We start from the raw sequence: 15855 nt of genomic DNA on the forward strand, positions 1-15855 counted from the left end.
TTCAAGACGACAGCCCCTAATTTATGCAGCCGTTGTCAGCGCCCTGCTGGCCGGATGTGGGGGAGATGAAAACAAGGGCGATACCACCAGCTCCCTCGACTATGCCCTGAGTGGCGCCAGCGGCCTCCGCCCGAGCGTGCTGGCCCCCCGAGCCAGCGACGGCACCCTGAAGTTTGCAACAGAGACGCAGGATCTCTCCAATCCGGTGTCTGCGCTCTCCACCCTGGATGGCTGGTCAACGACGCAACCTGTCCAGCTGGTACCGGCGACCGTGACCGGTGTATCTGTGCCGGCACCGGCGGCCAGTGAGTATGCCTCTGCCGTTGCGCCACTCTATCTGCTGGAGCTGGTGCTGGATCCGGTGACTCAGCGACCCGTCGGAGTGAAGAACAACCAGCCTCTGACCTATGGCACCGACTTTGTGGTGAGCGATGGCGGCGGCAAACTCAATCTGGTACCGCTCAAGCCGCTCAATCCCTCTTCTTATTACATGATCGTGGCGACCGACTCCCTTAAGGACAGTCTGGGGACACCGCTGAAAGCCGGTGGTGATTACAGCAGCTTCAAATCGACAGCAGGCAGTAGCGCGCAGGATCAGGCCATCAACGGTCTGATTACGCTGCAGGAGGGGCTGTTCAAGGAGGCCACCGGGATCACCAGCGATCGGGTGATCTTCTCCGACTGGTTTGCCACCCAATCTGGCGCCGATGTACTGCTGGCGGTGAAGGGGGCCGCCGCGTCCGTGCTGCAGAGCCCGAGCCTGGACGCCGCGTCGCTGTGGACGCAGGACGCCAAAGGCAATACCAGCTTGCCGGCAACCTATACCATCAGCGGCCTTAATGGCGGCGTGGATTTCCTGACCCAGCTGGCCGGTGAGCCGTTCCTGCCTTCAGATCAGAAGAGCTTGTTGGCAACCACTATTGCCAACAGTACGCAGCTTACCGCTGTCGCCAACCAGACCAAGGTTTACACCGGCACCGTCAAGCTCCCTTACTTCCTCTCTACCCCAGCGATAGCCGGTTCATGGGACAAGGCCAAGACCCAATCCTGGCATGGCGCCATCCCCAGCCTCTATGCCATCGCCAACGCGCTGAAAGCGGGTGACAGCGAGGTGATCGGTGGATTGGTCGGGGCGGGTGTGGATCCGGCGCTGTTGGGTGAGCTGATGGCCGACCCGAGCCGTCAGAGCGCACTGCTGACCGAGGCGAGCAAACTGATCGGAGTGACTATCACCTCTGGCGGCAAGCCGCTGGATGCCGAGCGCAATATCGGCCGCTTCAACCCGCTGCCGACCCTGACCGAAGTGCAATCGGTTCCGTTGCGGATCTTTGCCGCCGGGCCACTGGCCAATGTCACCGATGTGATCATCTATCAGCACGGGGTCACCTCCATCAAGGAGAACGCCTATGCGCTGGCGCTGGGGCAGATTGGCGCAGGTTTGAGTGCCAGTAAAAGTGTCGCAGTGGTGGTGATCGATCATCCGCTGCACGGTGAGCGTGGCTTTGCCCTGAGTGGTAGCACGGATACCGTCACCACCTCCGACAACCCGACTCCCTACCTGAATCTGGGCTATCTGACGGTGGCGCGGGACAACCTGAAACAGAGTGTGGCCGATCTGCTGGGGCTGCGACTGGCAGTCGGTCTGGCCAATACCAGGGGGCTGGGTGGTCAACTGGGCGGTGCCGGTCTGAAGGTGCACTTCCTCGGCCACTCGCTGGGGGCGATTGCCGGAGCCAATCTGCTGGCGGTAGCCAACCAGACCACCGGCAGTGTCCAGGCTGATGCGCTGTTCAAGTTCGATACCGGCGGTCTGGCGATGCCGGGTGGCGGCATAGCGCCGCTGCTGCTCAACTCGCCGAGCTTCGGGCCGACCATCAAGATGAGCGTGCTCACCTCGGGCAGTCCGGAGCTCAAAGCGGGTTTCACCGCTTATGCACCGAACTGCAAAACGGCAGCCGCCAACTGCTTCGTCAACGAGTTCCTGCCCAGTCTGGATGCGGTCACTCAGGCGGGTGCGGCCAGCACGCTGCAGAGCTATACCTTTGCCGCCCAGTCGGTGCTGGACTCTGCCGACCCGATCAATCTGGGCAGTGGCGTCGCCAAGAACTTCCCGCTGTTCGCCACCGAAATTGTTGGCGATGGTGCGCTCAGCTTGCCGGACCAGGTGATCCCCAACAGCATCGCCTCCGCGCCGCTGGGTGGCACCGAGCCACTGTTTCGGGTGCTGGGTTTGCAAGAGCTGAAGGGTTCCGGCGTGCTCCCGGCGGGTCATCATGCTGCGCGATTCCTGAAAGGGGGCCATAGCTCGCTGCTGGCCCCTGACGAGAACTTCGATCAGGCTGGCGCGGTCACCACCGAGATCCAGACCCAGTTCGCCAGCTTCTTTATGAGTGGCGGTGCGGCGGTCAAGGTGACCGACGACACCCTGATCAAGCAGTAACTGCCTATCGCGTAAAAAAACGCCGCCCTTCGGGGCGGCGTTGTTGTTTCTGCAGGCAGCTTGCACATCTCAGGCAGGTTGGTGGTTTCTATCCAGCCAGCCTTGCAGCAGGCCGACCAGCAGGCCGACCAGATGAGCCATATTGGCGGTTTTGGCACCGAGCATGTCGAAGAAACCGAGCACCAGCCAGAACAGCATAAAGCCCATCAGTGCAGGTGGCAGGGTCAGGCCACAGGCCGGTTGCAGCTTGCTGCGCAGCCAGCAGTAGCCGAGCAGGGCATAGACCACACCGGAGAGGCCGCCAAACAGCGGGCCGCTGACGAAGAACTCGGCGATATTGGGCAAGGCCGCCCCGATCAGTAGCAAGATCAGTAGCTTGCCGCTGCCAAGGCGCTGCTCGATCTGGCCCCCCAGATACCACCACCACAGCAAGTTGAACACCAGATGGAGCACCGAGAAGTGGATCAGGGCGGGGGTGAAATAGCGCCATGCCTGCCAGTCGGTGAACTGGGTCAAGGTCGGGTGGAACGCCAGCTCGTCGAAGATTGGCAGGCCGATGGCCTCGATCCCGTAGATGGCCAGACAAGCGATGATCACCACCAGGGTCAGTGGCCCCGCTTGATGGAGAAAATCGGTGACCGGATCCATCATCCCCTTGCTGTAGTCGATACGGGCATTGGCTTGGCCAGACTGCCAGGAGGCTTCCATATAGCGCGGGTGGTTTGGTTCGGTCAGGAAGCGCTTCACCTCCAGCTGGGCCTGGGCGAGGCGCTGCTCGTCCGCCAGCCAGATGGTCACCCCCAGCTCTGACTGGGTCAGCTCGCAGGAGATGCCCAGGGTCGTGAGGTAATCCACCAGCGCTTGCGCCATGCGGGCATTATCGAGCACCAGTAGCTGGATCATGCCTCGCCTGCCTCGATGGGAAACTCCCGGCGCCACGCCTCGAAGCCGCCATCCATGCTGTAGACCTCGTCATAGCCCTGTTGCAGCAGGTACTGGGCGGCCCCCTGACTGCTGTTGCCGTGATAGCACATCACTATGACCGGGGTATCGAAATCCACTTCATTCATAAAGCGCACCAGGGAGCCGTTGGTGAGGTGATAAGCGCCGACCGCATGGGCCGTTTCGAACGATTGCGGGTCGCGAATATCCACCAGTCGAGCATCACCGGCGCTCAGTTTTTGGTGAGCATCATGGGCACTGATATGGGCAAACTGGTCCATTGAAATGTCCTGCGAATAGGTTGATTGCCGGTCAGTGTACCGCAAGCAGGGGCGCAAACTAACCCCACAAAAGATAAGGGAGCCAGCGGCTCCCTTGTCGTTATGTCATCGTCGTTCCGGGCTCAGCCTCCGAGATAAGCCTGCCGCACCGCCGGGTTGGCCAGCAGGGCGGCCCCGGTGTCTTGCAGCACCACATGGCCGTTCTCCAGCACATAGCCGCGGTCGGCCAGTTTGAGCGCTTGGTTGGCGTTCTGCTCCACCAGAAAGATGGTCATCCCCTTCTGGCGCAACTGCTCTATGGTGTCGAAGATCTGCTGGATGATGATGGGGGCCAGCCCCAGCGAGGGTTCATCCAGCAGCAGCAGGCGCGGTTTGCTCATCAGGGCGCGACCGATGGCCAGCATCTGTTGCTCGCCGCCAGACATGGTGCCCGCCCGCTGTTGCAGTCGTTCGTGCAGCCGCGGGAACAGGGTGAACACCTGATCCAGCAAGGCGGGCTGTTCGGCCTTGTCGACGAAGAAGGCCCCCATCAACAGGTTCTCTTCCACAGTCAGGCGGGCGAAGATGCGGCGCCCTTCCGGCACCACGGCGATATCCTTGCGCATGATGCGGGCTGTGGTGAGGGAGCTGATCTGTTCCCCTTCAAACCAGATGGAGCCGCTGCTGGGCTTGGGTTCGCCACACAGAGTCATCAGCAAGGTAGTCTTGCCAGCGCCGTTGGCACCGATCAGGGTGACGATCTCCCCCTCTTTTACCTCGACGCTGACATCGTGCAGCGCCTGAATTTTGCCGTAGTGGGTCGATACGTTGCGAAGTTCTAACATCGTGACTCCTAATGCCTATGCCTACGATTCGCCCAGATAGGCTTTGATCACTGCCGGATTGTTGCGGATCTCATCCGGCTTGCCATGGGCCAGCGGTGTGCCCTGATTGACCACGAAGATGCGGTTGGAGATGCCCATCACCAGCTTCATATCGTGCTCGATCAGCAGCACAGAGACGCCGAATTCGTCCCGCAAAGAGGTGATCAATTCATCCAGCTCGTCGGTCTCTTTCGGGTTGAGGCCTGCAGCCGGTTCATCCAGCATCAACAGCTCGGGCCGGGCTGCCATGCAGCGGGCGATCTCGAGGCGGCGTTGCTGGCCATAGGCCAGATTGCCTGCGGCGCGGTTAGCAAGATCCGTGAGCCCCACCTTCTCCAGCCAGAATGCGGCTCGCTCCAGCCCCTCTTGCTCCGCCCGGCGGAAGGCCGGGGTCTTGAACAGACCGGCGATAAAGTTGGTGTTGAGGTGCTGGTGCTGGGCGACCAGCAGGTTCTCCACCGCTGTCATCTCCTTGAACAGCCGCACATGCTGGAAGGTTCGCACTATCCCCTTGCGGGCGATCAGGTGGCCGGGCAGCCCCTGGATCTCCTCACCCTTGTAGCGGATGGTGCCGCCACTTGGGCTGTAGAAGCCGGTCAGGCAGTTGAAGATGGTGGTCTTGCCCGCGCCGTTTGGGCCGATGATGGAGATCACCTCGCCCTTGTCGATATCCAGTTTGACCCCGTTGACTGCCAGCAGACCACCGAAGCGCATCGACAGATCAGAGACTTCCAATAACTTCTGATTGGCACTCATTTTTTCAGCTCCCTATTCAAGGTGGAGCAAGTCACTGCCAGCCATTCAGCCACATAGCGCATCGACAGATCAGAGACTTCCAATAACTTCTGATGTGTACTCATTTTTTCAACTCCAGATGCGGACGGGTCATCGGCAGCAATCCTTGTGGCCGCCAGATCATCATGAACACCATCAACAGGCCGAACATCAGCATGCGGTACTCGTTGAATTCACGGGCCAGCTCCGGCAGCACCGTCATCACGATGGCGGCCAGCACCACCCCGATCTGGGAGCCCATACCGCCCAGCACGACGATAGCGAGCACTATGGCCGACTCGATAAAGACGAAGGATTCCGGGCTGATAAAGCCCTGCCGCGAGGCGAAGAAGCTACCGGCGAAACCGGCAAAGGTGGCGCCTATGGTGAAGGCGGTCAGCTTGATGATGGTGGGGTTGAGCCCCAGCGATTTGCAGGCGATCTCGTCTTCCCGCAGCGCTTCCCAGGCGCGGCCGAGCGGCATCCGCAGCAGACGGTTGATGACGAACAGGGTCGCCACTACCAGCAGCAGCGCCATCAGGTAGAGGAAGATCACCTTGTGGTTGGCGTTATAGGTGATGCCAAAAAATTCGTGGAAAGTCTCCCAGCCGCCATCCTTGACGGTACGGTTGAACTCCAGCCCGGCCAGGGTCGGTTTCGGGATGCCGGAGATCCCGTTCGGGCCGCCGGTCAGGGAGGTCATATTGTTGAGCAGGATACGGATGATCTCGCCAAAGCCCAGGGTGACGATGGCCAGATAATCCCCCCGTAGCCGCAGTACCGGAAAGCCGAGCAGGAAGCCGAAGGTGGCGGCCATCATTCCGGCGATAGGCAGGCATTCCCAAAAGCTCAGACCGAAATAGGTGTTGAGCAGGGCATAGCTGTAAGCGCCGACCGCATAGAAACCGACATAGCCGAGATCGAGCAGACCGGCGAGACCGACCACCACGTTCAGCCCCAGCCCCAGCATGATGTAGATCAGGGTGAGGGTAGCCAGATCGATGGCTCCGCGCGAAGCCATAAAGGGCCACAGCACCGCAAACAGCAGCACCAGCACCGCAGTGGTGTTATAGAGCCGTGGCGCCTCCTCCTGACTTGGCAGCACCAGCTTGGTGAAGCCGACCGAGAAGCCACTGATGGAGGAGTGGAACAGCCGACTGATCTGGCCGCGCATCAGCTGGAACCAGAACACCAGGGTGGCGCCGCCCAGCAGCCAGGCCAGCGACACATCGAGACGACTGACGATCAGTAATTGACCCCCCTCTGACTCAAAACGAAAGCCGAGCAGCCAGAAGGAGAGCACCAGTAACACCAGACTGGCGATGCTGGCGTGGATGAATTGGCTTTTCATGCCTTCACCTCCGAACGTTGCGGGCGACCCCGAGAGCCGCTGTTGGGCAGAGAGAGCAGTATCAGAGTGGTGGTATCTGCATGAGTGAATGGATGTTTCATCATACTTTTTCTACCTCCGGGCGGCCCAGAATGCCGGTGGGCATAAACAGCAGCACAAAGATAAGCAGGGCAAACGCCATCACATCCTTGTATTCGGTGCTGAGATAACCGGCGGTGAGCGCTTCAACCACCCCCAGCAGCAGGCCGCCAAGTACGGCGCCCGGAATGCTGCCGATGCCACCTAATACCGCCGCCGTGAAGGCTTTCAGACCGGCCATAAAGCCGAGGTAGGGGTTGATGACGCCGTAATACATGCCGAGCAGCACCCCGGCGATGGCGGCCAGTGCGGCCCCCAGCACGAAGGTGATGGAGATGACCACGTGGGTGTCGATCCCCAGCAGGTTGGCCATCTTGATATCTTCCGAACAGGCGCGGCAGGCGCGGCCCATGCGAGAGCGGTTGATGAACTGGGTCAGCGCCAGCATGGTGATGAAGGTCACCACGAAGATGATCAGCTGCATGTAAGAGAGGCTGGCCTGAAAACCATCCTCGCTCCCCAGGGTCCAGCCACCGGAGATCAAGGTGGGCATGGCGATATCCCGCGAGCCCTGGGCCATCCGCATCATGTTCTGCAAGAAGATCGACATGCCGATGGCGGAGATGAGGGGGATCAGCCGGTTACCGCCGCGCAGCGGCCGATAGGCGACCCGCTCGATGCTCCAGCCATAGGTGCCGGTGATGACGATACTGACCAGGAAGGCGCCCCCCAGCAGTAGAAAGGTGCTGTCGATGCCCATCATCATGAGCCCCGCCATCACCATGAAAGCGACATAGGAGCCGATCATGTAAACCTCGCCGTGGGCGAAGTTGATCATGCCGATGATGCCATAGACCATGGTGTAGCCGATGGCGATCAACGCATAGGTGCTGCCTATGGTTAATCCGTTCAGCAGCTGCTGAACCAGATAGAGAAGGTGTTCGGACATACTGCGTTCCCTGTACTTGCCCGCAAAGAGAGGAGGGGGTGAGCGCACTCACCCCCAAATCAGCAGATTATTTGACTTGGCTGGAGGTACCGTCAGCGTGCCACTGGAACACCCCGAATTCGAAGCCTTTCAGGTCACCGTTCGGTGCCCAGTTCAGGTTGCCCATCACGGTATCGATCGGGGTTGCCTTGATGGCGGCAGCAACGGCGGCCGGGTCATCTTCACCCGCTTTGGCGATACCGGCAGCCAGGGTTTGCACCGCGGCATAGGTGGTCCAGACGAACGGGCCGGAGGAGTCCTGACCCTTGGCCTTGAATGCCGCAACTAGCGGGGCGTTGGCAGGGACCAGATCGTACTTGTTCGGCAGAGTGACCAGCAGCCCTTCGGATGCCGGGCCGCCGATGGCGGAGATATCCTTGTTACCCACCCCTTCCGGCCCCATGAACTTGGCTTTCAGCCCTTTCTCGGCAGATTGGCGCAGGATCAGCCCCAACTCCGGGTGATAACCGCCGTAATAGACGAAATCGACGTTCTCTTTCTGCAGCTTGGCGATCAGGGCGGAGAAGTCCTTGTCACCGGCGGTGATCCCTTCAAAGGCCACCACTTTGACGCCCGCCTTGTCGAGCGATGCCTTGACGCTGGAGGCGATCCCCTCACCGTACTGCTTCTTGTCGTGGATAACAGCGACGCGCTGGGGCTTGACCTGCTCGATGATGTACTTGGCGGCAGTCGGGCCCTGATCGCTATCCAGACCTATGGTGCGCAGGGTCAGCTGGTAACCGCGCTCGGTGATCTTGGGGTTGGTGGAGGCGGGGGTAATCATCAGGATCCCCTCGTCTTCATAGATGTCGGAAGCGGGCAGGGTGTTGTCGGAACAGAGGTGACCGACCACGAACTTGACGCCGTCATTCACCACCTTGTTGGCGACGGCCACCGCTTGCTTGGGATCGCAGGCATCGTCATAGACGATCGCCTCGATCTGCTTGCCAGCGATGCCGCCAGCCTTGTTGATTTGCTCTACCGCCATCTTGCCGCCGGTAAACTGCATGTCGCCGTATTGGGCGACCGGGCCAGTGACCGGACCGGCGATACCGATCTTGATGGTGTCTGCTGCATTGGCGATGGAGATCGATCCAAACAGAGCCAAAGAAACCGCTGCGCTTACTGTTATTTTGCTCAACTTATGCATTGATTCGTCCCTTAATCAGTGAATTATTTCATTTCCGTACCTTGTTCCGGATCTTGATCCCACATGTCCGGCAGTAGATAAGGTTCTATCATTCCTCACGGGACAATAACAAGCTGTTAAAGATACTAACCAGAGGGGGTTGGATGGGGGTATTTTGAAACTAATGACCTATTATTTTAGTTTGATTGGAATTTAATATTGATTTAGGCACTTAACATCTTTGCAACCAGTTGCTGGTTCGTTAAACGCCAGAGGATTAATCTGGTGATAATTTACCCTGATGGCGCTCCCATTTTGACCACAATTAATTTGCGCAAATACAAATGGGCGCATAGATTAGCCAGCATTGACAATTCCGTGGCCGAGCCCGTTAAAACCAAGCCTTTATTCGGGAAATCTGCTAATGTTCCGCCTTTGACAGTCAGGAGACTGAGATGGCCACTATCAAGGATGTCGCCTCTCGCGCAGGCGTATCCATCTCCACCGTCTCACATGTGCTCAACCACACTCGGCGGGTCAGCGAAGACGCGACCCAGAAAGTGATTGAGGCGGTGGCAGAACTCAACTACGCGCCCAACTCGGTAGCGCGCAGTCTAAAAATCAATTCGACCAAGACCATTGGCATGCTGGTGACCACCAGCGTAAACCCCTTCTTTGCCGAAGTGGTGCAAGGGGTCGAAGCGTACTGCTTCGAACAGGGCTACAGCCTGATCCTCTGCAACACCGAAAACCAGCCGCCCCGCCAGCAGCATTACTTGAGAATGCTGATGGAAAAACGGGTGGATGGCCTGCTGGTATTGGGTACTGATATCGATACTCCGTTGCGCGATATGTTGCGCATCCACAAACATGTGCCACAGGTGGTGCTGGATTGGGGTACGGAGTGCGATTTCGCCAACGTGATCAACGATAACGCTCGCATCGGTGCCGGCATGGCTGTGCGCCATCTGCTGGAACTGGGGCACACCGATATCGTCTGTATCACTGGTCAGGTCTCTAAAGAGACCACCCAGCAGCGACTGGACGGGGTGCGCGACGCCTTGGGTGAGCACGGTCTGACCCTCAAAGATGAACAGATCTTTGAAGGGGATTACGAGAGCCAGAGCGGCTTCGATGCCATGCAGCGTATCCTGGCCTTGCAGCCCCGGCCGACCGCGGTGTTCGCGTTCGACGATCCGATGGCAATCGGTGCGATCTGTGCCGCTTGGGAAGCCGGGGTCAAGGTGCCTGATGACATCTCGGTGATCGGCTATGACGATGTGGCGATGGCCCGCTTCTCCAGCCCGCCGCTGACCACCATCCGTCATCCCAAGGCAGAACTCGGTCTGTTGGCGGTCAAGCATCTGGTCAGCCGGATCCGCAACAAAGAGCTGGATGTCGAATCAATGACGGTACAGCCCGAGTTGATCATCCGTCGCTCGGTCAAAGCGCTGGGTTAAGCACACCTCTATTGCCCCAATGAAAAACCCCCTCAGTCACGAGGGGGTTTTTGTTTGCGCAGGCCAGAGTGCAAATGGTTTTTTCCCCAAGCAGCCCAGCCTATCCTGACTTCTGTCGGGAGCAGGAAGGGTTATTTTTGTGTGCTGTATTTCGGTGAGTAGGGGCCATACAGGATTCCATTGGGCATACCTGCGCTCAGCAGTCTGACACTGGTTATCCCTGCGATATCATGGCCTTTGTCCATCACTGTGTTGGTGATCTGGTCAACGACAGCAACGACCAGCATGCCAACCAGGCTACCACCACCATTAGACTTTTGTTCTGCACTTGAAGCGCGCGCCGTACCTTCCCATATGGTTTTGCCGTTACGCAGGTCCACCAATTTTGCTTTCGCTGTCACGGCTGTTTCACTCGAGACCACCATATAGCTGGTGCCATATTCGGTGATGTCCAGATAGAGCGCGGTATCAGCACCAAAAATCTGATGCAGTTTGCTGATGGGCAGAGAGTGGATATCTTCCGCAACAGTCATGCCGTTCTGACGGAAGGTTTCGTTGGTCAGTGAGACCGGGAAAACATAATAGCCAGACTCGGCCAGTGGCATGGTGCTCTGGGAGAGTAGGCTGTTGCCCGCCTTGACATCCGGACTGTGGTTTACGGGGGGCAAAACCAGAATGGAGGTCGGATGGCTTTCCCGAAAGGCTGCATAGTCATATGCAGCTTGTTGGGATGCGCAGCCCGCCAGCAGCAGTGAGCCCATCAGGGCAATCAGTAACTTTTTCATTTGGCTGCTCCTTTCTTCTGGTTGAGCAGAAAATTAATGAAAGTGGTTGATTCGGGGAAGAGTTGTTTCTCTTTCTCGAAGTGCTCCAGTGCGAGGTTATCGCGCCCCTGCTGGGCATAAAGCATGGCCAGATGAGCATGGAAACCGGGCGGCACCTTTTCCCCTTTGCCATTGGCTTCTTGCAGATTTTTCTCAAGCCGATCGATCTGTTCACCGTTATCTTGGTCTTCAAGGTTCTGGTAGACCGAATCCTGATATTCACCCCAGTTGTACAGAGGCTTGGGTGGGGTCGCACAACCGTAGCTGAAGAGGGCAACAGCCAGACAGAGCCCTTGACGTATTTTGTTCATTGATTCCCCCTTAGCGAGCCGGTTGCCAGGCACCGTTTTGGATGCCTGCGACCAGATTGTTTACGGCTTCACGAATCGCCAGGTCGAGCACCTTGCCATTGAGCGTGGAGTCATAATCGGCCGTGCCACCAAAACCGATGACTTCGCGGTTGGAAAGCTCGAATTCGCCTGCTCCTTGTGACGAGAAAACAACTTCTGACGTTTTGACATCGACGATGTTGAGGTTGACTTTGGCATAGGCGATCTGTGATTTTCCCCGGCCGAGAATGCCAAACAGCTGATGATCTCCCACCGCTTTTCGACCAAATTCAGTGACATCGCCAGTGACGACGTAATCGGCACCTTTCAGCGTCTGAGTCTCTTTCTTGAACCCGGCTTCCGCTTGCAACTCTTCCATGTTGGCTCTGTCCAGAACACTGAAACGGCCAGTTTGCTGCAGATGGGTGATCAGGATGGTCTTGGCTTGGCTACCGAGGCGGTCGTTACCATCGGAGAAGATACCGCGCATGTAGCTTGAACGATTATCAAACTTGCCCACAGAAATTGGGCTGCGAGTGCCTTGGTATTGGGTCTGGTAAGAAGTCACTTTGGCAACTTCAAGTGTTCGGGAGGATTCGCTTGCACAACCCGCAAGTGTCAAGCTTGCTGCGATAGTCACAGCAACAATGTGATACTTTGTCATGACAGCCTTATTAAGTTTATGATTATTAATGTTTTTTTGTGGGGGCTGTATCGTACACCAGCAAGTTTCCCAACGGAACCGTTTCAGCTGGGAGCCTCAATAAAACTCCTTGTCGTACCTTGGTAACCAAGGTGGGGCTGTAGGGGGATATCTCTAAATTTTGCAATTTGATCGCTCTGTGGGAGTTATAACCGTCAGTTTTATGCACCAAGATCAAATTCCAGCCCATATGACAAATATTCCCCTCGTTTGATCAATATCAACAAAGGGTTAAGTTCTGATGGGTTCCCATCTTATCCGTTCCATGCTGTAGGTTGGGTATGACTGTCAAGGATGGTGTCTTATGTTCCCCCCTCGCAAGCTGGGTCACCAGATCACGCTGCTGGCAATCAGCGGCATCGTATTGCTCGCCGTGGTGCTGCTTACCTTTAACCTGTTTGAAAACCGCCAGCGGGCGGTGACGGCCGAACAGGGCGCACTGCAAACCGAGCTGCAAAATATCGAATCGGTGATCCGCAATGCCAGCCATGAAACCATGCTGGCGGCGACCCTGATCGCCCAGCGGCCGGATGCCGCCAAGGCGGTGGCCGATAAGGATTGGCAGGCTCTCGCCAGCCTGTTCGACCCGCTCTGGCCTGCCCTCAAGGCACAAGGGATCCAGCAGTTCCACTTCCACATTCCCCCGGCCACCTCCCTTTATCGGGTGCATAAGCCCGCGAACCATGGCGACGACCTCTCTACCACCCGGTTGGCGGTGGTCGAGGTGAACCGCAACCATCAACCGGTGGGCGGGCTGGAAACCGGTCAGGGCGGCACCGGGATCCGCGGCGTGGTACCGGTCACCTTCAACGGTCAACCGGTCGGCTCGGTGGAGTTTGGCCGCGCCCTCGACACCTCGCTGTTTGCTGATCTGCTGGGTAAGGACAGTCGGCTCGCCATCTATCTGTTTGAACAGGGCAAACCCGTGCTGCTGACCGGCACCTCCATGCTGGGCGAGTCCGGTGACTGGTATCAGGGGGTGCTGGCGGGGGAGAGCCGCTTCACCACCATCAAGCAGCAGGGGAGCGATTTTTTGGTGATGGCGGCGCCGCTGCGCGACTTCTCCGGCAAGGCGGTCGGGGTGATCGAACTGGCGCGGGATCACAGCGGGGTTGCCGCTGCACTAGCGCGCCAGAGCTGGCAGATGGTGATGATCGCCCTGCTCGGCACCGCCCTGATTGCGATGGCTCTGGTGCTGCTGCTGGCGCGTCTGAGCCGTCCACTGCTCGACAGCGTCAAGGCTCTGGAGGCGCTGGCCAATGGCTCCGGCGATCTCGGCAGCAAGCTGCCGGTTGCGGGGCCGGAGGAGATCCGCCGCCTTGGGTCGGCGTTCAATGTCTTCGTTGCCAAGATCCGCGACACCATCAGCCAGCTCACCACCACCCTGGGCGAACTGGCTGGCGAGAGCGAGCGGCTGTCGCGCAGCGCGGCGGGCAACCTCAGCAGCATGACGCGCCAGCAGGAGCAGACCACCCAGCTCGCCACCGCCATGACCGAGATGACCAGCACGGTGCACGAAGTGGCCCACAACACGGTGCAGGCGGCCTAGGCGGCCAGCGAGGCGGATAATCAGGCGGTCACCGGTGATGAGGTGGTGCAGCAGAGCGTTAGCATGATCGAACAGCTGGCCGAGGAGATTGCCAGCGCGGGCAACACGGTGAGAGAGGTCGCCAAGGCCAGCGAGCAGATTGGCTCGGTGCTGGCGGTGATCCAGTCCATCGCTGAACAGACCAACCTGCTGGCCCTCAACGCTGCCATCGAGGCGGCCCGCGCCGGTGAACAGGGGCGCGGTTTTGCGGTGGTGGCCGACGAGGTGCGCTCGCTGGCGGGCCGCACCCAGCACTCCACCGCCGAGATCCGTGGCACCATCGAGCAGCTGCAACGAGCGGTGGGCGCGACGGTGACCATGATTGAGCACAGCGTCTCGCAGGCGGGGGAATCGGTGGAGCGGGCCAATCAGGCGGGGGAGGCCCTCAGCCGGATCAAGGGGGCGGTCAACAGCATTCGCGATATGAACGCCCAGATCGCCACCGCCTCGGAGGAGCAATCCTCGGTGAGCGACGAGATCACCCGCAATATCGTCAGCGTCCACGAGATCTCTCAGGCCACCACGCTGGTGGCGCGGGATACCGCCCAGATTGCCACCCATGTGGCGACTCTGGTGGACAAGCTGGGGGAGCTGGCCGGGCAGTTCCAGGATGGTTCCAACGTGCAGATGGTGCTGACTCGCGCCCGCGCAGCCCATATGGGCTGGAAGACCCGGGTGCGTGCCTATCTGGATGGGCAGGAGGGGCTGTCGCGCAGCGAAGCGGTCAGTGATAAGGAGTGCCGTCTCGGCCGCTGGTACTTCAGCGAGGGGGCATCCTGCTGCAGTTCACAACCGGCCTTCAAGGCGATCGCCACCCCTCACGCCAGATTGCATCAGGTGATCCAGCAGGTCATCGAGCTGAAAAATCAGCACAAACACGACGAGGCGGAGGCCCTCTATCGGGAGATCGAGCACAACTCCGAGAAAGTGGTCGGTTGCATCGATCAGTTGCTGCAGGAGATGACCAAGCCGGAGCGCTAAGCACGCTCGGGCCGGATAGCCAAAGGGCTGACAGCGATGTCAGCCCTCTTTCATGGTGCCGGTCAGGGGCGCGAGCTTACTGCAGCGGGCGCTGATCCTGATAACGGGCGGCGGTGATGAACTGGCCGAAGGTTTCACACCAGACGATCACGCTGCTGTAGCGGGCCGGATCGACCGTAGCAGGCAGCGGCACGATAAAGTTGTCGAAGGTCTTCACCGGCCCGACCCGCACCATCTGATCCTTAAGACGGGCAAAATCAGCTTCGGTCTCGATAAATTCGGGTGAGAGGTAGAGCTGGTAGTCCGGCCCGGGGGCCAGCTTGCCCATCAGGCTGATGGCATCCGGCCCTATGCTCACTTTGCCTTCCCCCCAGTGCAGCCGATCGCTGTCTTTCAAATCCCGGCGAAAGGTGCCGTGGAATCTCGCTTGCTGCTGGCTGGCCGCTACCTGCTCAGTATCAGGCGCGGGTGGCGCGATCAGGATCGGCAGGGCGTAGATCCCGGCAGCAAAGCCCGCGGCTGCGACCAGCAAGTGGGTGCCCAACAACAGGGCCATGGTTTTGCGTTGCATGGGTGTCTCGGTCAGTGATGAATTGGTAGGAAAACCATACCAGCACGGGTGCCCGCTGCCCAGTTTGCTCATGTCAGAGGCGTGGTTGCCCACACTGTCGTGTCGCGAGTTACCGTTATGCTAATGAGGCTAGGCCGGAAGGTGCCGTCCTAGCCTTTGTTGATCTCGCTGGCGGCATGGACCAGCTGTTCCAGCTGGTGGTGGATCTGGGCGCGATCCAGTTGCTGCAAGGGCTGACGACTCCACAGCACCGGTGTCAGGCTCTCGGTATCGAAACCCAGTACCGGCTTGCACGGATCCTGACTGAAGAGGTTCTGGGCGGCGGCCTGGGCGCTGGTGGCCGCGTCGAGGCGGGTAAACATCAGCAGATAGTCGGCCGGGTGTTCGGTCAGATGGCAGGTCAGTTCGCCGATCTGCAGGCTGGTGACGCTCTCCTCCTGTTGCGGCGCAGGAAGGGAGAGGGAGAGAAATAGCTGGTGGATGGCGGCGTGATAAAGAGAGTTCATTGATGGCTCCAGATTAATGATGGTGCCATTAGAGCAGGTCGCCGCCC

At 59.0% G+C, this 15855-nt stretch carries 16 protein-coding genes and 1 pseudogene; 5 read left to right on the plus strand and 12 right to left on the minus strand.

Annotated features, from left to right (window positions below; all coding sequences use genetic code 11):
• The first annotated feature begins 19 nt into the window (after window positions 1-19).
• Window positions 20-2440: a VolA/Pla-1 family phospholipase gene (locus tag CF137_RS18420; protein ID WP_139720923.1), complete on the plus strand. Its 2421-nt coding sequence runs from the start codon at window positions 20-22 to the stop codon at window positions 2438-2440.
• Window positions 2441-2509: 69 nt separating this feature from the next.
• Here CF137_RS18420 and glpG read toward each other — a convergent pair whose 3' ends face one another.
• From glpG to CF137_RS18455, 7 genes are all read right to left on the minus strand, one after another.
• On the minus strand, window positions 2510-3343 hold the full coding sequence (gene glpG, locus CF137_RS18425) for a rhomboid family intramembrane serine protease GlpG (RefSeq protein ID WP_139720889.1): 834 nt from the start codon (window positions 3341-3343) through the stop codon (window positions 2510-2512).
• On the minus strand, window positions 3340-3663 hold the full coding sequence (gene glpE, locus CF137_RS18430; protein WP_068979270.1) for a thiosulfate sulfurtransferase GlpE: 324 nt from the start codon (window positions 3661-3663) through the stop codon (window positions 3340-3342). The genes glpG and glpE overlap by 4 nt, the downstream gene beginning before the upstream one ends.
• Window positions 3664-3785: 122 nt before the next feature.
• Entirely contained in the window at window positions 3786-4487 is a 702-nt protein-coding gene (locus tag CF137_RS18435) for an ABC transporter ATP-binding protein (RefSeq protein WP_042021096.1), read from the minus strand.
• Window positions 4488-4508: 21 nt separating this feature from the next.
• Window positions 4509-5282 carry a high-affinity branched-chain amino acid ABC transporter ATP-binding protein LivG gene (gene livG / locus CF137_RS18440; protein ID WP_042021094.1) on the minus strand — a complete coding sequence of 258 codons (774 nt, stop codon included), beginning with the start codon at window positions 5280-5282 and terminating at the stop codon, window positions 4509-4511.
• A gap of 100 nt (window positions 5283-5382) precedes the next feature.
• The gene (locus CF137_RS18445; protein ID WP_042021092.1) at window positions 5383-6651 is read right to left on the minus strand and encodes a high-affinity branched-chain amino acid ABC transporter permease LivM; all 1269 of its coding nucleotides are present in this window, start codon (window positions 6649-6651) and stop codon (window positions 5383-5385) included.
• A 100-nt stretch (window positions 6652-6751) separates the two neighbouring features.
• A complete protein-coding gene (gene livH, locus CF137_RS18450) occupies window positions 6752-7678 on the minus strand; it encodes a high-affinity branched-chain amino acid ABC transporter permease LivH (RefSeq protein ID WP_139720890.1) in 927 nt (308 codons plus the stop codon).
• A 67-nt stretch (window positions 7679-7745) separates the two neighbouring features.
• Window positions 7746-8867, minus strand: a complete 1122-nt coding sequence (locus CF137_RS18455) for a branched-chain amino acid ABC transporter substrate-binding protein (protein ID WP_042021088.1) — start codon at window positions 8865-8867, stop codon at window positions 7746-7748.
• 434 nt (window positions 8868-9301) lie between these two features.
• Between CF137_RS18455 and CF137_RS18460 the strand changes: the two genes are divergently transcribed.
• On the plus strand, window positions 9302-10306 hold the full coding sequence (locus CF137_RS18460) for a substrate-binding domain-containing protein (protein ID WP_042021087.1): 1005 nt from the start codon (window positions 9302-9304) through the stop codon (window positions 10304-10306).
• A 131-nt stretch (window positions 10307-10437) separates the two neighbouring features.
• Here CF137_RS18460 and CF137_RS18465 read toward each other — a convergent pair whose 3' ends face one another.
• The 3 genes from CF137_RS18465 to CF137_RS18475 are packed head-to-tail and all read right to left on the minus strand — an operon-like array spanning window position 10438 to window position 12123.
• On the minus strand, window positions 10438-11091 hold the full coding sequence (locus tag CF137_RS18465) for a DUF799 domain-containing protein (RefSeq protein WP_139720891.1): 654 nt from the start codon (window positions 11089-11091) through the stop codon (window positions 10438-10440).
• The gene (locus CF137_RS18470) at window positions 11088-11441 is read right to left on the minus strand and encodes a DUF4810 domain-containing protein (protein WP_139720893.1); all 354 of its coding nucleotides are present in this window, start codon (window positions 11439-11441) and stop codon (window positions 11088-11090) included. Before CF137_RS18470 ends, CF137_RS18465 begins: the two co-directional genes overlap by 4 nt.
• 10 nt (window positions 11442-11451) lie before the next feature.
• Window positions 11452-12123 (minus strand): CsgG/HfaB family protein, encoded by a 672-nt coding sequence (locus CF137_RS18475; RefSeq protein WP_139720895.1) that lies wholly within the window; start codon window positions 12121-12123, stop codon window positions 11452-11454.
• A gap of 343 nt (window positions 12124-12466) precedes the next feature.
• On the opposite strand from CF137_RS18475, the gene CF137_RS22340 reads away from it, so the two are divergent.
• The 3 genes and pseudogenes from CF137_RS22340 to CF137_RS22415 all read left to right on the plus strand — a co-directional run bounded on the left by CF137_RS22340 (window position 12467) and on the right by CF137_RS22415 (window position 14731).
• On the plus strand, window positions 12467-13711 hold the full coding sequence (locus CF137_RS22340; RefSeq protein ID WP_240038571.1) for a methyl-accepting chemotaxis protein: 1245 nt from the start codon (window positions 12467-12469) through the stop codon (window positions 13709-13711).
• 15 nt (window positions 13712-13726) lie between these two features.
• Window positions 13727-14248, plus strand: a pseudogene (locus CF137_RS22410) (methyl-accepting chemotaxis protein); the annotation flags it as partial.
• Between the two features lie 159 nt (window positions 14249-14407).
• Window positions 14408-14731, plus strand: a complete 324-nt coding sequence (locus tag CF137_RS22415; protein ID WP_275066022.1) for a CZB domain-containing protein — start codon at window positions 14408-14410, stop codon at window positions 14729-14731.
• Between the two features lie 76 nt (window positions 14732-14807).
• Here CF137_RS22415 and CF137_RS18485 read toward each other — a convergent pair whose 3' ends face one another.
• Window positions 14808-15302: a DM13 domain-containing protein gene (locus CF137_RS18485; RefSeq protein ID WP_101323251.1), complete on the minus strand. Its 495-nt coding sequence runs from the start codon at window positions 15300-15302 to the stop codon at window positions 14808-14810.
• Window positions 15303-15451: 149 nt separating this feature from the next.
• Window positions 15452-15808: a CesT family type III secretion system chaperone gene (locus CF137_RS18490; protein ID WP_101323267.1), complete on the minus strand. Its 357-nt coding sequence runs from the start codon at window positions 15806-15808 to the stop codon at window positions 15452-15454.
• Window positions 15809-15855 lie beyond the last annotated feature (47 nt).

This window comes from Aeromonas sobria (genome assembly GCF_006243315.1).
In the GTDB taxonomy this organism is placed as follows: Bacteria; Pseudomonadota; Gammaproteobacteria; order Enterobacterales; family Aeromonadaceae; genus Aeromonas; species Aeromonas sobria_A.